The following is a 16,667-nucleotide window of genomic DNA, read 5'->3' on the forward strand; positions in this document are numbered from 1 at the left end:
CTCGGACGAAATGGCCGCAAAGGATATCGGCGCTACGGTTCCCCAGGGCGGAAATCCCTTGAGGGCACCGGTCCAGGGCGAATGCGATTCCTCATGAACCGACAGAACCGGCCGAACCAAGAGAACCAACTGAACCAAGAGAACCGGCAGAACCAACACCATTACGGACCATTCCGGTTCACGCGTCCGGGACTTACTCGACCTTCCACCGATAAGCGAAAGAGTCCCCGCCGGAAGCATCCTTGCACGGGGCGAGCCGCAGTATCTTCCCCTGGTGAATGAGGCAGTTCGCCGACCACCCCCTGTCGTCTCCCTCCTGCGTGTGCAGCTGAGCGGAGCCGTCCGCCTGAGAATCCACCGACCAGGCAGAATTGTTGTCATGGCAGTTCCAGGTGCCGACCGTCCCGCCGTTACCGGATGCCCCCAGACAGCGGTCGGGATGGGCCGGGATGTCGAATCGGACGTAACCACTGGGAAAGCGGGCCATGCGCCATACCGGATTGCCGTCTCCGCAGTCGCCGAGCACCGCCCGGTTTTCCCCTGCGGTGTCCTGGTAGACGATGCACTGCCCCGGAACTGCCTCCATTCGAACGGACTTGACGCTCACAGGGGGAATGGGGTCCGAAGGGGCGGGGGCAGGGTTCTCGGGATTCACCGCGAAGTAGAGAACCAGCGCCACGGCGAGCATCGGCAGGGGCAAATTGAATGTGAGGGTGCGCGCGGGAAAGTGGAAATTGTACTGGCTTCCCCCGACTTGCTGCACGGAGCCGTGACCTTCGGCCCACGCTTTCTGCCGCGTCGTGTTGCCGACGGGCGCCTTGGCCCCCGGTGAGCCGGAGCGCGGAGCCGCGTCCGGGCGCCGGAGCTTCCTGATGCACTTCATCGGCCGTGGTGGTACGGGTTTCCGCCCACCTGGGTGACAGTGCCGCTGCTGCCGTCCGCGCCCATGAAGATCCGCCTCCCGCCAGTGCGCACGCCTGCGCACGAAGCCATCAGATGTACCCAATTCTGGTACACATGGCCCGAGTTGGTACGCGCGATTCACCAACTTTCAGGCAGGAGAGCGACCGGCGGCGGGACATCCCCAGGACGCGTCACCCAACGGCGTTCCCTCGCGAGTAACGGCCTCCCGGAGAAGTTCCCGGAAGGCCGTTACCGGTATGCCGCCCGTTCCCGCCGTCCGGGCCGGGCGCCGGCGTCAGACCTTCAGCGGCTTGATCGCGGTCGGCGCGTGGCCCGGCTCGGTCGCGATCTCCTCCCACTCCTGCACGCCGGCGAGGTCGCTGCCGCTCATCGAGATGTTGGTGATCCGTTCCAGGATCGCTTCGACGACGACCGGCACGCGGTGTTCGGCGGCGAGCTTCTTGGCCTCTTCCAGGGCCGCGAGCAGCCGGCCGGGCTCGGTGACCCGGATCGCCTTGCAGCCCAGGCCCTCGGCGACCTTGACATGGTCGACGCCGTAGACACCCAGCTCGGGGGTGTTGATGTTCTCGAATTCCAGGTTGACCTGGAAGTTGATGTCGAGGTTGCGCTGCGCTTGGCGGATCAGGCCCAAGTAGGCGTTGTTCACCAGGACATGGACGTACGGGATCTTGTGCTGCGCGCCGACGGCCAGTTCTTCGATCATGAACTGGAAGTCGTAGTCGCCGGAGAGCGCGACGACGGGGGTCTCCGGGTCGGCGGTGGCGACGCCCAGCGCGGCGGGGATGGTCCAGCCGAGCGGGCCCGCCTGGCCGCAGTTGATCCAGTGGCGCGGCTTGTAGACGTGCAGCAGCTGCGCGCCGGCGATCTGGGAGAGGCCGATGGTGGTGACGTAGCGGGTCTCCGGGCCGAACGCCTTGTTCATCTCCTCGTAGACGCGCTGCGGCTTCATCGGCACGTCGTCGAAGTGCGTACGGCGCTGGAGTTCGGCCCTGCGCTGCTGGGTGGCGGCGGCCCAGTCGCTGCGGTCCGGCAGCTTGCCCGCGGCCTTCAGCTCCCTGGCCACCTCGACGAACAGTTCCAGCGCGGCCTTGGCGTCCGATGTGATGCCGTAGTCGGGGGCGAAGATCTTGCCGATCTGGGTGGGCTCGATGTCGACGTGCACGAACGTGCGGCCCTGCGTGTAGACGTCCAGCTTGCCGGTGTGGCGGTTGGCCCAGCGGTTGCCGATGCCGAGGACGAAGTCGGACTCCAGGAAGTTCGCGTTGCCGTAGCGGTGCGAGGTCTGCAGGCCGACCATGCCCGCGTTCAGCTCGTGGTCGTCGGCGACAATGCCCCAGCCCATCAGGGTCGGGACGACCGGGGTGCAGGTCAGCTCGGCGAACTCGACCAGCAGCTCGGGCGCGTCGGCGTTGATGATGCCGCCGCCGGCCACGATCAGCGGGCGCTCGGACGCGTTGAGCAGGGTGATCGCCTTTTCGATCTGGGCGCGGGTCGCGGCCGGCTTGAAGGCGGGCAGCGGCTCGTACGTCTCGGGGTCGAAGTCGATCTCGGTCAGCTGGACGTCGATCGGCAGGTCGATCAGGACGGGCCCTGGCCGGCCGGAGCGCATCAGGTGGAATGCCTGCTGGAAGACGCCGGGGACCTGCGCGGCTTCCATGACGGTGGTCGCCGCCTTGGTGACAGGCCCGGCGATCGAGGCGATGTCGACGGCCTGGAAGTCCTCTTTCCGGATCACCGCGACCGGCGCCTGGCCTGTGATGCAGAGGATCGGGATGGAGTCGCCGGTCGCGGAGTAGAGGCCGGTGATCATGTCGGTGCCCGCAGGTCCCGACGTGCCGATGCAGACGCCGATGTTGCCCGGGTTGGCCCTGGTGTAGCCCTCGGCCATGTGCGAGGCGCCCTCGACGTGGCGGGCGAGTGTGTGGTCGATCCCGCCGCCGCCCTTGAGCGCCGCGTAGAAGGGATTGATCGCCGCACCCGGCACTCCGAAGGCGTGGGTCACGCCCTCTCGCTTGAGGATCTCCACTGCGGCACGGGCGGCTGTCATGCGAGGCATCGAGGTACTCCTGCGTCGATCTGTCAGGGGCGTGGTCAGGCCGGGGAGGCCAGAAGACTTAAATTCCGCATTATGGAATCAATGTTTTGCTTTATGGAAGGAAAGTAGAGCGCAGGGGTGTGCGCGTCAAGGGGAGCCGAGAGGGATGCCGCCCGAGGGAGACGCCGGCGATCCGCGCTACGGGCACCGGGCGGCCCCGCGGAGGCCCCCGGGCGCAGGTGCGTGCGCCGGGCCAACTACAGCTGAGGCGAAGGGAGTTGATGCGCACGCACGCCCCGCCGCCCTGCCGGACGGGAACACCGGATAGCCTCACGCGCGGCCACCCCGGGCCGCGGCCCGGCGGCAGGCCGGGCCTCATCGACGTCAGGAGTAAGCGCCGTGCGCAGTGCCGCCGTAACGGCCGAAGGCGACCGCATCCGCTGGATCGAGCATCCGGGCAACGGAACGGCCGGACCCGTACGCGTCTATCTGCACGGGCTCGGCGCCACCTCGTCGGCCTACTGGAGCGGGACGGCGGCGCACCCGCTGCTCGCCGGGCCGCGTTCACTCCTGGTCGACCTGCTCGGCTTCGGCCTCAGCGACCGGCCCGCGGCCTTCGCCTACACGCTGGAATCGCACGCCGACGCGCTGGCCGCGGCGCTGGACGCGGCAGGGGTGACGGGTGCCGAGGTGATCGCGCACAGCATGGGCGGCTCGGTGGCACTGGTGCTCGCCGCGCGGCATCCCCTGCTGGTGTCGCGGCTGGTGCTCGCCGACGCCAATCTCGATCCGCTGGAGCCGCGGCGGGGTGCCCCGGGCAGCCGCGGCATCGCCGCGTACACCGAGGAGGAGTTCCTGTCCCACGGCCGGGACGAGGTGCGGGAGTCGGCGGGCGCCGAGTGGTGGGCCACGATGCGTCTGGCGGGTCCTGAGGCGCTGTACCGCAGCGCGGTGGGCCTGGTACGCGGCAGCAGTCCTGACATGCGCACCCTGCTGCTCGGCCTGCCGATCCCCCGGACGTTCCTGTATCCCGCCGCCGACGGGCCGCTCCCCGGGGCCGGCGAACTGGCCGCTGCCGGGGTCTCGTTGGCGGCGCTGGCCGGCTGCGGTCACAACATGATGCTGGACAACCCGGACGGTTTCGCCCGCGCTGCCGCTGCCACCCTGGCGTAGGACACGGACCCCGGGCCCGCCCCACGCCAGGGCCGCCGGGTCAGCGGATCGGCATGCCCGAGAGGGTGCGGGCGATGACCAGCCGCTGGATCTCGCTGGTGCCTTCGAAGATGGTGTAGATCGCCGCGTCGCGGTGCATCCGCTCCACCGGGTACTCGCGGGTGAAGCCGTTCCCGCCGAGTATCTGCACGGCCTGCGCGGTGACCTTCTTGGCGACCTCGCTGGCGAACAGCTTCGACATGGACCCCTCGGCGGAGGTGAACGGCTTGCCGGCCGTCGCCATCCAGGAGGCGCGCCACACCAGCAGGCGGGCGGCGTCGATCTGGGTGCGCATGTCGGCGAGCTGGAAGGCGACGCCCTGGTTGTCGATGATCGGGCGGCCGAACTGGGTCCGCGTCTTGGCGTACTCCAGCGCCTCTTCGTACGCCGCGCGCGCGGTGCCGACCGCCATCGCGCCGACGGCGGGACGGGACGCCTCGAAGGTCGCCATCGCCGCGTTCTTCACGCGCTCTCCGCCGCCGTTCCTGGCGCGCTCGCGGGCCCGTGCCAGCCGCTCGTCGAGCTTGTCCTTGCCGCCGAGCAGGCAGTGGCCCGGCACGCGGACGTTCTCCAGGACGACCTCGGCGGTGTGCGAGGCGCGGATGCCGTGCTTCTTGAACTTCTGTCCCTGCGCAAGGCCCGGGGTGCCGGGCGGGACGATGAAGGAGGCGTGGCCCTTGGAGCCGACGTCCGGGTCGACGACCGCGACGACGACGTGGACATTGGCGATGCCGCCGTTGGTCGCCCAGGTCTTGGTGCCGTTGAGCACCCACTCGTCCTTGGCCTCGTCGTACACGGCGCGGGTGCGCATCGCGGCGACGTCGGATCCGGCGTCGGGCTCGGACGAGCAGAAGGCGGCGACCTTGACGTCGTCGGCGTCGCCGTACATCTGCGGAACCCAGGTGCCGATCTGCTCCTCGGTGCCGTTCGCCAGGACGCCGACGGCGGCCAGTCCCGTGCCCACGATCGACAGGGCGAGGCCGGCGTCACCCCAGAACAGTTCCTCCATGGTCATCGGGATGCCGAGGCCGGTGGGGTCGAAGAACTGCTGGGCGTAGAAGTCCAGGGAGTACAGGCCGATTTTGGCCGCCTCCTGGATGACCGGCCAGGGCGTTTCCTCGCGCTCGTCCCATTCCGCTGCCGCGGGGCGCATGACGTCGGCGGCGAAGCCGTGGATCCAGTCCCGGACTTCCTTCTGCTCGTCGTTGAGCTCCATGGTGAACTCGGCCATGTCCCCTCCAGCGGTACGGTACCTTCAAGCGTTACTTACGGTAACAAGAGTCTGTTACTCGCCAGTAAGGAATGTCAACTCCCCTCGGCCTCGATTTCCGCATGCGGCATGGGTGTTACGTTGCGCGAGCACCACGGATTCACAAGGGTGGGGAGCACGACCATGGACAGCACACGGCAGGACGGCCGGCGGGCGACGTCGACCGAGCGCCGCAAGCGGGAGCTGCTGGAGGCCGCGGAACGGATCGTCCTGCGCGACGGGCCGGGGGCGTCGATGAACGCCATCGCCGCCGAGGCGGGGATCACCAAGCCGATCCTCTACCGCCACTTCGGGGACAAGGGCGGCCTCTACCGCGCCCTGGCCGTACGGCACACCAACGCGCTGCTGGCCGGCCTGCGGGCGGCGCTTGACGCCCCCGTACTGCGGCGCGACCGCGTCGAGTCCACCCTCGACACCTACCTCGTCGCGATCGAGACCCGGCCGCAGGTGTACCGGTTCCTGATGCACCCCGCCGACGAGGAGAACCCGGCGGAGTCCGGATTCGACGTGGGGCGGCACTCCGCTCCGCTGCTGCGCCGGCTCGGCGAGGAACTGGCCGAGGTGATCCGCGAGCGCCTCGACCTCGGCCCCGAAGGCGAGGAGAAGGCCCGCGTCTGGGGGCACGGAATCGTCGGCATGATGCACGCGGCCGGGGACTGGTGGCTGCGCGAACGCCCCTGCTCACGCGAGCAGTTGGTGCAGCACCTCACCGACCTGCTGTGGGGGCAGCTGGCCGCGGTCAAGGACCGGGCGGACGGCCCCGGGTTCTGAGCCCTAGCGGGCCGTCGCCCAGGGCGCGCGGGCCGCGGCACGCAGTGCGCGGCGGCGGCGCAGCCCGGTGAGGTGGTCGACGTAGAGGCCGCCGTCGAGATGGTCGCACTCGTGCTGGAGGCAGCGGGCGAAGAATCCGCTGCCGTGCACCCGCAGCGGTGCCCCGCTCGCGTCGAAGCCCTCGACCACCGCCTCGTCGTGGCGCGGGGTGCCGGCCTCGATGCCGGGGAGCGAGAGACAGCCCTCGGGGCCGCGGACGACCGGCCCCTCAGCGGCGGTGAGCGTCGGGTTGACGAGGTGGCCGAGGTGGCGGCGGTCCTCGTCGTCGGGGCAGTCGTAGACGAACACCCGTAGCGGGACGCCGATCTGGTTGGCCGCGAGACCGACGCCCCTGGCGGCGTACATCGTCGCGAACATGTCCTCGATCAGCCGGGACAGGCCGTCGTCGAAGGCCGTGACCTCCTGGCATGGCGCTTCGAGGGCCGGATCGCCGAGGAGGCGCATGGGGCGGGGGCGGCCGGTGGCGCCGGGGATGGTGCGGGAGGGCATGGGGCAAGCGTACGGTCCGGGGTGAGCCGGATGTCGCGTCACGGGTGGCGGGGTTCGGGGCAGCTGCCGGACATCGATAGGCTGATCCCCGACCGAAGCCTCCGGCCGGTCATCGACCGCGGAGGGGGCGTTCCACCGGCAGCCCACTGGGCAGGAGGGCGCCGGATGCAAGGAGGATCAAGGACGATGGCAGGCAACACGGAGCCGCTGTCGCCGCGGGCCAAGCTGGCCGTGACGGCGGGCAAAGCCGCGGCGGCGGTATCGCGCGCGGCGGGCCGCGGCAGCGGATCGGTGATCGGTGGCCGGGTGGCACTCAAGCTCGACCCCGACCTGCTGGCCCGGCTGGCACGGCACTTGGACGTCATTCTGGTGTCCGCGACCAACGGCAAGACGACCACGACCCGGCTGATCGCCGAGGCCCTGCGGGCCGGCGGCCCGGTGGTATCCAACGCGCTGGGCGCCAACATGCCGGCCGGTATCACCTCGGCGCTCGCGGGCGGATCCGACGCCAAGTTCGGCGTGATCGAGGTGGACGAGAAGTACCTCGCCGGTGTGGCGCGGGACGTCACGCCGAAGGCCATAGCGCTGCTGAACCTCTCGCGTGACCAGCTCGACCGCGCGGCGGAGACCCGCATGCTGGCCGAGCACTGGCGCGAGGGGCTCGCCGGTTCCAAGGCGCTGATCATCGCCAACGCCGACGACCCGTTGATCGTCTGGGCGGCCTCGTCGTCGGCGAATGTGGTGTGGGTCGCGGCGGGCCAGGAATGGAAGGACGACGCCTGGTCGTGCCCGTCGTGCGGCGGCGTGATGCAGCGTCCCGGGGACGACTGGTTCTGCGGCGAGTGCGGCTTCCGCCGTCCGACGCCGAGCTGGGCGCTCTCCGGCGACTACGTCCTGGACCCGCACGGCAGTGCCTGGCCCATCAAGCTTCAGCTGCCCGGCCGCGCCAACAAGGCGAACGCGACGACGTCCGCCGCCGTCGCCGCCGCCTTCGGGGTGCCGCCGCAGGTCGCGCTGGAGCGGATGTACAGCGTGCAGGCGGTGGCCGGGCGCTATGACGTGGTGACGTTCATGGAGCGGGAGCTGCGGCTGCTGCTGGCGAAGAACCCGGCCGGCTGGCTGGAGACGTTCTCGCTGATCGACCCGCCGCCGACCCCGGTGATCATGTCGGTGAACGCCCGCGGTGCGGACGGCACGGACACGTCCTGGCTGTGGGACGTCGACTACACCAGGCTGGCCGGGCACCCGCTGTTCGTGCTCGGCGACCGCAAGCTGGACCTGGCGGTCCGCCTGGAGGTCGCGGGGCTCGACTTCGAGGTGTGCGAGAGCCTCGACGACGCGGTGCGGATGGCGCCGCCGGGACGGATCGAGATCATCGCCAACTACACGGCCTTCCAGGATCTGCGCCGGCGGGTGGGCAACTGATGGCGATGCACGGACAAGGACGAGCGAGAATGAGTGACAACAGCCTGCGGCTGGTGTGGATCTATCCGGACCTGCTGAGCACGTACGGCGACCAGGGCAACGCACTGGTGGTGGAACGGCGGGCGCGGCAGCGCGGTCTGGACGTGCAGCGTCTTGACGTGCGGTCCGACCAGCCGATTCCCACGTCGGGCGACATCTACCTGATCGGCGGCGGCGAGGACAGGCCGCAGCGCCTGGCGGCCGAGCGGCTGATCCGCGACGGCGGTCTGAGCCGGGCGGTGTCCAACGGCGCGATCGTCTTCTCGGTGTGCGCCGGCTACCAGATCCTCGGCCACGAGTTCATCAACGACCTCGGCGAGCAGCAGCAGGGCCTGGGGCTGCTCGACGTGGTGAGCACCCGCGGCGAGGCGGAGCGGTGCGTCGGTGACGTACTCGCCGACATCGACCCGCGGTTGGGGCTGCCGCCGCTGACCGGCTTCGAGAACCACCAGGGTGTGACGCACCTCGGCCAGACGGCCAGGCCGTTCGCGAAGGTGCGGTTCGGCAAGGGCAACGGCGTGGGCGACGGCTACGAAGGCGCCTGGAACGACACCGTCTTCGGCACGTACATGCACGGTCCTGTGATGGCGCGCAACCCGCACATCGCGGATCTGCTGATCAAGCTCGCGCTGGACGTGAACGCGCTGCCGCCGGCCGACGACCGGTGGTACGAGGCGCTGCGCCAGGAGCGGATCGCCGCGGCAACGCAGCCCGCATAACGGCCTGTTCGGGACTTTTATCCCGTAATAGCCCCCTTTGGTACGCCCGCAGTCCCGCACTGCGGGCGTATCTGTGCCAGGGGCCCGCGCGCTTGTAGGGTGAGCGGGATCCAACCGGACGACGGGGTCCGGGCCCCCGGTTGAGTTGCAGAGGGTTTTGCTGGCAATGCGTATTGGTGTGCTCACCTCCGGCGGCGACTGCCCCGGTCTCAACGCCGTCATCCGCTCCGTCGTCCACCGCGCCACAGCCGATCACGGCGATGAGGTGATCGGCTTCCGCGACGGCTGGAAGGGCTTGCTGGAGTGCGATTACCGCAAGCTCGACCTCGACGCGGTCGGCGGCATCCTCGCCCGCGGCGGCACGATCCTCGGGTCGTCCCGTGTGCAGCCCGCCCATCTGCGGGACGGCGTCGAACGCGCCCGCGGCCACGTCGCCGAGCTGGGCCTCGACGCGATCATCCCGATCGGCGGCGAGGGCACCCTCAAGGCCGCGCGGCTGCTGTCGGACGCCGGGCTGCCGATCGTCGGCGTCCCCAAGACCATCGACAACGACATCGCCGTCACGGACGTGACCTTCGGGTTCGACACCGCGGTCGGCGTCGCCACCGAAGCGCTCGACCGTCTCAAGACGACCGCCGAATCGCATCAGCGGGTGCTGATCGTCGAGGTGATGGGGCGGCACACCGGGTGGATCGCGCTGCATTCCGGGATGGCCGCGGGCGCCCACGCGATCGTGGTGCCGGAGCGTCCGTTCGACATCGAGGAGCTGACCGAGCGGGTCGGCGAGCGGTTCTCGGCGGGCAAGAAGTTCGCGATCGTGGTGGTGGCCGAGGGCGCCAAGCCGCGCGAGGGCTCGATGCAGTTCGAGGTCGGCGGCAAGGACGTGTACGGGCACGAGCGGTTCGCCGGTGTCGCCCGGCAGCTCTCCCTGGAGCTGGAGCAGCGGCTCGGCAAGGAGGCGCGTCCGGTCATCCTGGGGCACGTGCAGCGCGGTGGGACGCCGACCGCGTACGACCGGGTGCTGGCGACCCGCTTCGGCTGGCATGCCGTGGAGGCCGCGCACCGCGGCGACTTCGGGATGATGACGGCGCTGCGCGGCACGGACATCACGCTGGTGCCGCTCGCCGAGGCGGTCGAGACGCTCAAGACCGTGCCCGACGACCGTTACGCCGAGGCGGAGTGCGTGCTGTGACCGACGCGCCCGACCTGCGGTAGTTCCACGCTGCACGAACCGCCCCCGGCCGATGCTCCGGCCGGGGGCGGTTCTAGTCTGGTCGCCGGAGTATCGGTACGAATCAGGAGCGAGCGGATGGATCACAGCGGGCACGGCATGAATATGGATCTACCGCCGTTCACGCTGGGGCGGGGGCTGGAGTTCGGCGGGGATCCGTTCTTCCTCGTCGGCTGCCTGGTCGGCCTCGCGCTGTACGGCTGGGCGGTGCTGCGGCTCCGCAGGCGCGGCGACGCCTGGCCGGTGAGCCGGATCGTGGCCTGGGTCGTGGGTGTGCTGACCGTGGCGCTGGTCATGTGCACCAAGCTCAACGACTACGGCATGGCCATGTTCAGCGTGCACATGGTGCAGCACATGGTCATCAGCATGCTGTCGCCGATCCTGCTGCTGCTCGGCGCGCCGGTCACGCTCACGCTGCGCGCGCTGCCGACCGCGGCACGCGGCAGCAAGGGCCCGCGCGAGCTGCTGGTGGCGCTGCTGCACAGCCGCTACATGCGGATCATCTCGCACCCCGCGTTCACCATCCCGCTGTTCATCGCGAGCCTGTACGCGCTGTACTTCTCGCCGCTCTTCGACTTCCTGATGCAGTCGCGGGCCGGGCACATCGCGATGATGGTGCACTTCCTGGCGGTGGGCCTGGTGTTCTTCTGGCCGATCATGGGTGTCGACCCGGGGCCGCACCGGCCGGGCTACGTGATGCGGATGCTGGAACTCTTCGCCGGTATGCCGTTCCACGCGTTCTTCGGCATCGCGCTGATGATGGCGTCGGAGCCGATGGTCAGCACGTACACACATCCGCCGCTGTCGCTGGGGATCGACGCGCTGTCCGACCAGACGGCCGCGGGCGGCATCGCCTGGGCGTTCAGCGAGATCCCGTCGGTGGTGGTGCTGATCGCGCTGGTCTTCCAGTGGTACAAGTCCGAGGAGCGGCAGTCGCTGCGCACCGACCGGGCCGCCGACCGCAACGGCGACAAGGACCTGGCGGACTACAACGCGTATCTGGCTTCCCTGCACACGCGCAGCCGCTGACCTGCGCTCGGGCGGAAGCTGGCGGTACGGGCCGCGGCCGGGGACGATGGTCCCATGGCCGCGGCCCGTGGCGTTGCCGCCACGGGCCGCCGTGAGGAGGTTGCGGGTATGCCCGGATCTGCGAGAACGATGGCCGTGTGCACGGTGGCCGGCCTGGTGGTGGCCACTGCCTACACCGTGGCGCTGGGCGGCAACGGCTGGGTCTGGTTCGCCTGGGTGGTGCTGGCTCTGGCGACCGCGGGGATGGTGGCGGCGCGCCGGGCCTGAGCACGGTCGCGTGACGGGGCCGCCCGTTCAGAAGCGGAAGACGGACCCGGTGGCGGCATCCATGGTGCAGGCGTTGGCGAAGGTCCGGCGCCACTCGACGGGCGCGCCGCGCCAGGTGCCGCGGGCCGCGACGGTCACCGGGTCGTACTCCTTGGTGCAGGCGTGCGGCTCGCCGCGCAGCGCGTCGAGGTCGCCGCGCGCCCAGATCAGCTCGGAGCAGGCGGCGTCGTGGTGCGGGTGGTGGCCCGTGGTGTCCGGGCAGCGCAGCAGCACACCGCGGATCCAGGTGTCCTCCACGCCCGAGATGGTCAGGAAGAGCCCCTCATCCGCTCGCGGTTCGGCGGCGTCGGCGGGGGCGGCCGGTGCGACGGACAGTACGGTCACGACGGCGGCTGCGGTGGTCGCTGCGGCACGGGCCAGGCGGCGTCGGCGGCTGACGGACATGGTGGGTCTCCTGGAGCGCTCGGTGGGTTCGAGTGCCGGTGCGGGGACGCCACCGTCCGGTACCGGAGTGGGCCCCCGCCCGTACGGGGTCAGGGCATCCCGTACGCCGCGGAGGGGCAAGCGGCCACGCCGTGCGCTCGCCCGTACGGCCCGCGCGGGGGTCCGCCGGGCGGCGGGGCCGGGGGCCGGGACGCGGCACGGGCGGCCAGGTGGTGTCCTGGCCGCCCGTGCGCGGTGTCCCGTGGTGACGGGGTGTCAGGAAGTGGCGGCCTTCGCCTTGGCCGGTTCGGGTGTGGCGTGCGGGGCGCAGGTCACGTCCTGCGCGTCCGTCTTCCCGTGCAGGAAGTAGGCGTCCACCCGGTCGTTGATGCAGGGGTTGACCTGGCCGGTGACGCCGTGCGAGCCGGCGTCCCGCTCGGTGATCAGGCGGGATCCCCTCAGCCGCTTGTGCAGCTCGACGGCGCCCTCGTAGGGGGTGGCGGCGTCACGGGTGCTCTGCACGATCAGCACGCTCGGCAGGCCCTTGCCGGTCTTGACGTCGACCGGCTTGTGCTGCTTGGCCTGCCAGGTCGCGCACGGCAGGTTCATCCAGGCGTTCGCCCAGGTCATGAACGGCGCCTCGGCGTGCACCCGGGTGGTGTCGCGGTCCCACTTCTTCCAGCTGGTGGGCCACTTGGCGTCGGCGCACTCGACGGCGGTGTAGACGGCGGTGCCGTTCTCGGACGCGATGTTGCCCGCGGTGTCCTTGAGGTCCGGCCCCGCGTTCTCCACCAGCGGCTTCTCGTCGCCCGCGAGGTAGGCGCTCCAGACCTGGGCGACCGTGGCCCACGCCGAGTCGTAGTACGGCGCGTTCTGGAAGAAGCCGGTCAGCTCGGCCGGTCCGACGAGGCCGCCGATGGGGTTCTTCTTGGCCGTCGCGCGCAGCTTCTCCCACTGCGCCTGGACCTGCTGCGGGGTGGCACCGATGTGGTAGGTCGCGTCATTCTTGGCGACCCACTTCTTCCAGTCGCCCCAGCGCGTCTCGAAGGCGACGTCCTGGTCGAGGTTGGCCTGGTACCAGACCTTCTCGCGCGAGGGGTTGACGACGCTGTCGACGAGCATCCGGCGGACGTGGTCGGGGAAGAGTGTGGCGTAGACGGCGCCGAGGTAGGTGCCGTAGGAGACGCCGAGGTAGTTGAGCTTCTTCTCGCCGAGCGCGGCGCGGATGACGTCCAGGTCGCGGGCGGTGTTGGGGGTCGTCATGTACGGCAGGAGGCCGCCGCTGCGTTCGGCGCAGCCGTCGGCGTACTCCTTGGCGAGCTTGCGCTGGGCGCGCTTGTCCGCCTCACTGTCCGGCACCGGGTCGGCCTTGGGCGCCTTGACGTACTCCTGCGGGTCCACGCAGGAGATCGGCGCGGAGTGGCCGACGCCGCGTGGGTCGAAGCCGACGAAGTCGTAGGCGGCTGCGGTCTTCTTCCACAGCGCGCTGTCGCCGGTGCTCCGGGCCGGGAAGCGCATGCCGGAGCCGCCGGGGCCGCCGGGGTTGTAGAGGAGGGAGCCCTGGCGCTCTTCCTTGCCGCCGGTGTTGCGGGCCCGGTCGACGGCGATCTTGATGGTGCGGCCGTCGGGCTTGGCGTAGTCGACGGGGACGGTGACGTACCCGCACTGGATGGGGGTCTTCAGGTCCCAGTCGGCTGGGCAGTCCTGCCAGTCGATGCCCTGGGTGGCCGCACGTGCGGCGGCGGTCCGTACGCCGCGCGCTTCGGCCGATGCGCCGTGCTGCCGCTCACCCGCGCTGGCGGGGGTGGCGGCTATCGCTCCGGCGAGGAGCGTGCCGGTCACCAGGGTGCCGGCGGCGCCGAGTGCTGCTGTTCTTCTCACGAGGTGGTTCCCCCTGCATGGTGCGCCGCTCGTGGCGGCGATGATCACAGAGCTACAGGGGGATCCTGTCGTCTCCCGTCCGTGTCTGAACAGGTTTGACCACCAATTCTTTACCAATCTGTAGGATTCCGGCCGCTCTTGGGTGGAACTGAAATGCTCCGGTATGCGTCTCCGCAGGACCCCCCGCCCGGACGGCCCCGGATCGCCGTATGGGGCCTGCGGGACGCAGGAGGCACGAGGGGCGCGGAGCGGCGGGCGGGCGGCCGGAAGTCGCCGGGTGCCCGCCGCCGCACTGCTGCGTATCCCTGCCAACGGGCCGTAACCTGCCGGGATTTCGGGGTGCGGAAGGGTGCCGTCCGGCGCAATGGCGGGTATGTGTTCTGTGTGCGGTACGCCGGGGTTGCTCCTCACCGGGGCGGGTGCGCGGCCGAGGGTCGAGAACGCGTCAATTGCCCGGCACATGCCCTTGGGGCATGTGCCGGAGCCGCCACGATGAGTAACCTTCCGTACAGGCTCTCCCACGTGCGGCTACGAGGGAGGGCTGTCGGCGTTTTCGCCTCAGTTTCCCGCTGTCGAGAAGGAGTTCCGTGGTGCCGGGTATCGATCAGGCTTTGTCCCAGGCGATGGAAATCCCCGGTGTGCTCGGGACCGGTCTGATCGACTGGACCAGCGGGCTGACGCTCGGTACGGCGGGCCGGGCGCCGCACGACGACCACGACGCCACCGCCGCCGACACCTCCGAAGTCGTCCAAGCCGTCATGCGCAACGCCACATTCGACAGCGCGGGAGCCGACGACCCCGGCACGGAGGACCTCATCCTCACGACGGCCGGCGGCTACCACCTCATCCGCTTCGTGCACACCGCGTTCGACAGCCAGACGTACCTGTACCTCTGGCTGGACCGTGAGCGCGCCAACCTCGCAATGGCAAGGATGCGATTGCGTGACCTGGCGGCCGGACTGGTCGCCGACTGACCGCGGTACAGGCGTGTCAGCCGGTCCCGGTGACACGCCGCACGGCCCCGCGCGCATCCGGCGGCGCGCGGGCGCCCGCCGCCCTGCCGCAGCCCGCCGCACCGCCCCAACGGTTAGGGAACAGCCATGGGCCTGCCCGCACCTCCTCCCCCGCCCGAATCCGCCGGGGTACTCGACCGGTTGGCCGCCGACCGTGTCACCGGAGCGCTGCACGGTCCCGGCGGCTGCGTCTACCTGCTCGACGGCGCGGTCTACTGCGTGGAGTGCAGCGCCGCCCCCGGGGTCGACGTCCGGCTCACCGCGGCGGGGCGCGTACCGGCACGCCATGTGCAGGAGGCGCAGGAGGCGGCCGGCGCGGACGGAACCCGGCCCGACGGCGGCCGGTTCCTGGTCGGCGCGGGCCGGCTCACCCTGGGCGAGCTGGAGATCTGCCACCTGGCGGCGCTGCTGGACGCGGCGTTCTTCCTGCTGCCTCTGCCGCCCGACGGCACCTCGTTCACGCCGGGCGCCGCACACTGGCTCGGCCCGGTGCAGCGGATCGGCGTCGAGGCGCTGCTGCGGGCGACCGCGCGCCGCCGCGCCCTGCTCGACGCGTGGCAGTCCTGGGCCGCCGTGGACACCGCACCGGTGACCGTCGCCCGCCCGGACCGCGGCAGGAACCACGTCACCACCTGGCAGCAGCGGCGGCTGCTCGCCCGTGCCGACGGCCGGCGCACCCCGCAGGACATCGCCCGCCTCCTGGGGCAGTCGGCGTTCCTGACGCTGCTGGAGACCCGCCGGCTCGCCGCGGCCGGTCTGGTGCAGATGCCACGACGCACGGCCGGTGACCCTCCGGGTGGCGCCCTCCCCCGGCGGCGCCCCGGGGCGCATCTGGACGAGCACGCTTCCGGTGACGGCGCGGAACGGCCCACGGCTTCCTGGCACTTACCTGTGCCCGAACTGGAGACCACCCCCGAACCGGATGTCGACCTCCTCGTCCGCCTCCGTACGGCACTGGAGGAGAACCTGTGAGCCCTTGCGAAACCCTGCCATGAGGCACGCGCTCAGAAAGCGCGCGGAAAAGAGGAGACTGATGACGATCGAACCCCGCGTGCGGGAGGAACTGCACACGCTGCGCGATCAGGTGCGCCATCTTCAGGGCGGCATGGTGGCCAGCACCGACGGCATGGTCATCGCGCACGACCTGCGGAACATCGAGCCGGACGGCCTCGCCGCGCTCACCGCCGCGGCCATCGGCGTCGCCAAGCGCCTCTCGGAGGCGACCGGACAAGGGGCCTTCGAGGAGACTCTGACCCGCGGCGCCACCGGATACATCGCCGTCTACGCGGCCGGCGCCGGCGCGGTGCTCACCGCCGTCGCGAGCCCCGAGACCAACGTGGGACGGCTGCACCTCCAGGCCCGCCAGACCGCGGCACGCATCGGCACGCTGGTGGACACCGCGCCGGAAGCCTGACCCCTCCCGAAAACCCTGTCCCACCCTGTCGATGGAAAGGTCACCATCCGCCATGGCTCAGATGGAATCCGCACTCTCCGAAGCAATGTCGAACATCGACGGCGCCATCGGTATCGCCCTCGTCGATTACACCAGCGGCATGTCGCTGGCCACCCTGGGGGACAACCACGCCCTGGACATCGATGCCGCGGCGGCCGGAATCACCGATGTCGTACGGGCGAAGTTGCGCACCATGGAAATGCTGGAACTCCAGGGTTCCATCGAGGACATGCTCATCACGCTGACCTCGCAGTATCACCTGCTGCGCCCGCTGACCGGGAGGAAGGGCAACGGCCTCTTCCTGTACCTGGTGCTGGACCGCAAGCGCGCCAACCTCGCGCTGGCCCGGCGCCGACTCGCCCAGCTGGAGGCCGAGTTGGAGGTGTGACCGGCGCGGGGGCGCGGCCTTCCGCCCCCGCCCGCCGG

17 protein-coding genes are annotated in these 16,667 nt (G+C 70.5%); 11 read left to right on the forward strand and 6 right to left on the reverse strand.

The window, feature by feature from the left end:
• Nucleotides 1-193: 193 nt before the first annotated feature.
• Nucleotides 194-883, reverse strand: coding sequence for a hypothetical protein (locus ACGFNI_RS04530; protein WP_393680523.1), 690 nt, complete (start codon nt 881-883; stop codon nt 194-196).
• A 315-nt stretch (nt 884-1,198) separates the two neighbouring features.
• A complete protein-coding gene (gene gcl, locus ACGFNI_RS04535) occupies nt 1,199-2,980 on the reverse strand; it encodes a glyoxylate carboligase (protein ID WP_393680525.1) in 1,782 nt (593 codons plus the stop codon).
• A 378-nt stretch (nt 2,981-3,358) separates the two neighbouring features.
• On the opposite strand from gcl, the gene ACGFNI_RS04540 reads away from it, so the two are divergent.
• The gene (locus tag ACGFNI_RS04540) at nt 3,359-4,132 is read left to right on the forward strand and encodes an alpha/beta fold hydrolase (protein ID WP_393680527.1); all 774 of its coding nucleotides are present in this window, start codon (nt 3,359-3,361) and stop codon (nt 4,130-4,132) included.
• A gap of 40 nt (nt 4,133-4,172) precedes the next feature.
• Here the strand turns inward: ACGFNI_RS04540 and ACGFNI_RS04545 are convergent, their stop codons facing one another.
• Nucleotides 4,173-5,402 carry an acyl-CoA dehydrogenase family protein gene (locus ACGFNI_RS04545; protein ID WP_393680529.1) on the reverse strand — a complete coding sequence of 410 codons (1,230 nt, stop codon included), beginning with the start codon at nt 5,400-5,402 and terminating at the stop codon, nt 4,173-4,175.
• A 162-nt stretch (nt 5,403-5,564) separates the two neighbouring features.
• On the opposite strand from ACGFNI_RS04545, the gene ACGFNI_RS04550 reads away from it, so the two are divergent.
• On the forward strand, nt 5,565-6,212 hold the full coding sequence (locus ACGFNI_RS04550) for a TetR family transcriptional regulator (RefSeq protein ID WP_393680530.1): 648 nt from the start codon (nt 5,565-5,567) through the stop codon (nt 6,210-6,212).
• Between the two features lie 3 nt (nt 6,213-6,215).
• Here the strand turns inward: ACGFNI_RS04550 and def are convergent, their stop codons facing one another.
• Nucleotides 6,216-6,761, reverse strand: coding sequence for a peptide deformylase (def, locus tag ACGFNI_RS04555; protein WP_393680531.1), 546 nt, complete (start codon nt 6,759-6,761; stop codon nt 6,216-6,218).
• Between the two features lie 186 nt (nt 6,762-6,947).
• On the opposite strand from def, the gene ACGFNI_RS04560 reads away from it, so the two are divergent.
• From ACGFNI_RS04560 to ACGFNI_RS04580, 5 genes are all read left to right on the forward strand, one after another.
• Nucleotides 6,948-8,186 (forward strand): MurT ligase domain-containing protein, encoded by a 1,239-nt coding sequence (locus ACGFNI_RS04560; RefSeq protein ID WP_393680533.1) that lies wholly within the window; start codon nt 6,948-6,950, stop codon nt 8,184-8,186.
• A 29-nt stretch (nt 8,187-8,215) separates the two neighbouring features.
• Complete coding sequence (locus ACGFNI_RS04565) at nt 8,216-8,944, forward strand: type 1 glutamine amidotransferase (RefSeq protein ID WP_393680535.1); 729 nt, start codon at nt 8,216-8,218, stop codon at nt 8,942-8,944.
• A 166-nt stretch (nt 8,945-9,110) separates the two neighbouring features.
• Nucleotides 9,111-10,136 (forward strand): 6-phosphofructokinase, encoded by a 1,026-nt coding sequence (locus tag ACGFNI_RS04570; RefSeq protein ID WP_393680537.1) that lies wholly within the window; start codon nt 9,111-9,113, stop codon nt 10,134-10,136.
• A 117-nt stretch (nt 10,137-10,253) separates the two neighbouring features.
• Nucleotides 10,254-11,204 (forward strand): cytochrome c oxidase assembly protein, encoded by a 951-nt coding sequence (locus ACGFNI_RS04575; protein WP_393680538.1) that lies wholly within the window; start codon nt 10,254-10,256, stop codon nt 11,202-11,204.
• 108 nt (nt 11,205-11,312) lie between these two features.
• Nucleotides 11,313-11,471: a hypothetical protein gene (locus ACGFNI_RS04580; RefSeq protein ID WP_393680539.1), complete on the forward strand. Its 159-nt coding sequence runs from the start codon at nt 11,313-11,315 to the stop codon at nt 11,469-11,471.
• A 27-nt stretch (nt 11,472-11,498) separates the two neighbouring features.
• Here ACGFNI_RS04580 and ACGFNI_RS04585 read toward each other — a convergent pair whose 3' ends face one another.
• Both ACGFNI_RS04585 and ACGFNI_RS04590 read right to left on the reverse strand, forming a co-directional pair.
• Nucleotides 11,499-11,915: an SSI family serine proteinase inhibitor gene (locus ACGFNI_RS04585; protein ID WP_393680540.1), complete on the reverse strand. Its 417-nt coding sequence runs from the start codon at nt 11,913-11,915 to the stop codon at nt 11,499-11,501.
• A gap of 255 nt (nt 11,916-12,170) precedes the next feature.
• A complete protein-coding gene (locus tag ACGFNI_RS04590; protein ID WP_393680541.1) occupies nt 12,171-13,775 on the reverse strand; it encodes an alpha/beta hydrolase in 1,605 nt (534 codons plus the stop codon).
• Nucleotides 13,776-14,365: 590 nt separating this feature from the next.
• On the opposite strand from ACGFNI_RS04590, the gene ACGFNI_RS04595 reads away from it, so the two are divergent.
• The 4 genes from ACGFNI_RS04595 to ACGFNI_RS04610 all read left to right on the forward strand — a co-directional run bounded on the left by ACGFNI_RS04595 (nt 14,366) and on the right by ACGFNI_RS04610 (nt 16,629).
• The gene (locus tag ACGFNI_RS04595; RefSeq protein ID WP_393680542.1) at nt 14,366-14,749 is read left to right on the forward strand and encodes a hypothetical protein; all 384 of its coding nucleotides are present in this window, start codon (nt 14,366-14,368) and stop codon (nt 14,747-14,749) included.
• Between the two features lie 126 nt (nt 14,750-14,875).
• Nucleotides 14,876-15,760 (forward strand): hypothetical protein, encoded by an 885-nt coding sequence (locus tag ACGFNI_RS04600; protein ID WP_393680543.1) that lies wholly within the window; start codon nt 14,876-14,878, stop codon nt 15,758-15,760.
• Nucleotides 15,761-15,821: 61 nt separating this feature from the next.
• Nucleotides 15,822-16,202, forward strand: coding sequence for a roadblock/LC7 domain-containing protein (locus ACGFNI_RS04605; protein WP_393680544.1), 381 nt, complete (start codon nt 15,822-15,824; stop codon nt 16,200-16,202).
• A gap of 52 nt (nt 16,203-16,254) precedes the next feature.
• Nucleotides 16,255-16,629 carry a hypothetical protein gene (locus tag ACGFNI_RS04610; RefSeq protein WP_393680545.1) on the forward strand — a complete coding sequence of 125 codons (375 nt, stop codon included), beginning with the start codon at nt 16,255-16,257 and terminating at the stop codon, nt 16,627-16,629.
• Nucleotides 16,630-16,667 lie beyond the last annotated feature (38 nt).

It is taken from the genome of Streptomyces sp. NPDC048644 (genome assembly GCF_043199105.1).
In the GTDB taxonomy this organism is placed as follows: domain Bacteria; phylum Actinomycetota; class Actinomycetes; order Streptomycetales; family Streptomycetaceae; genus Streptomyces.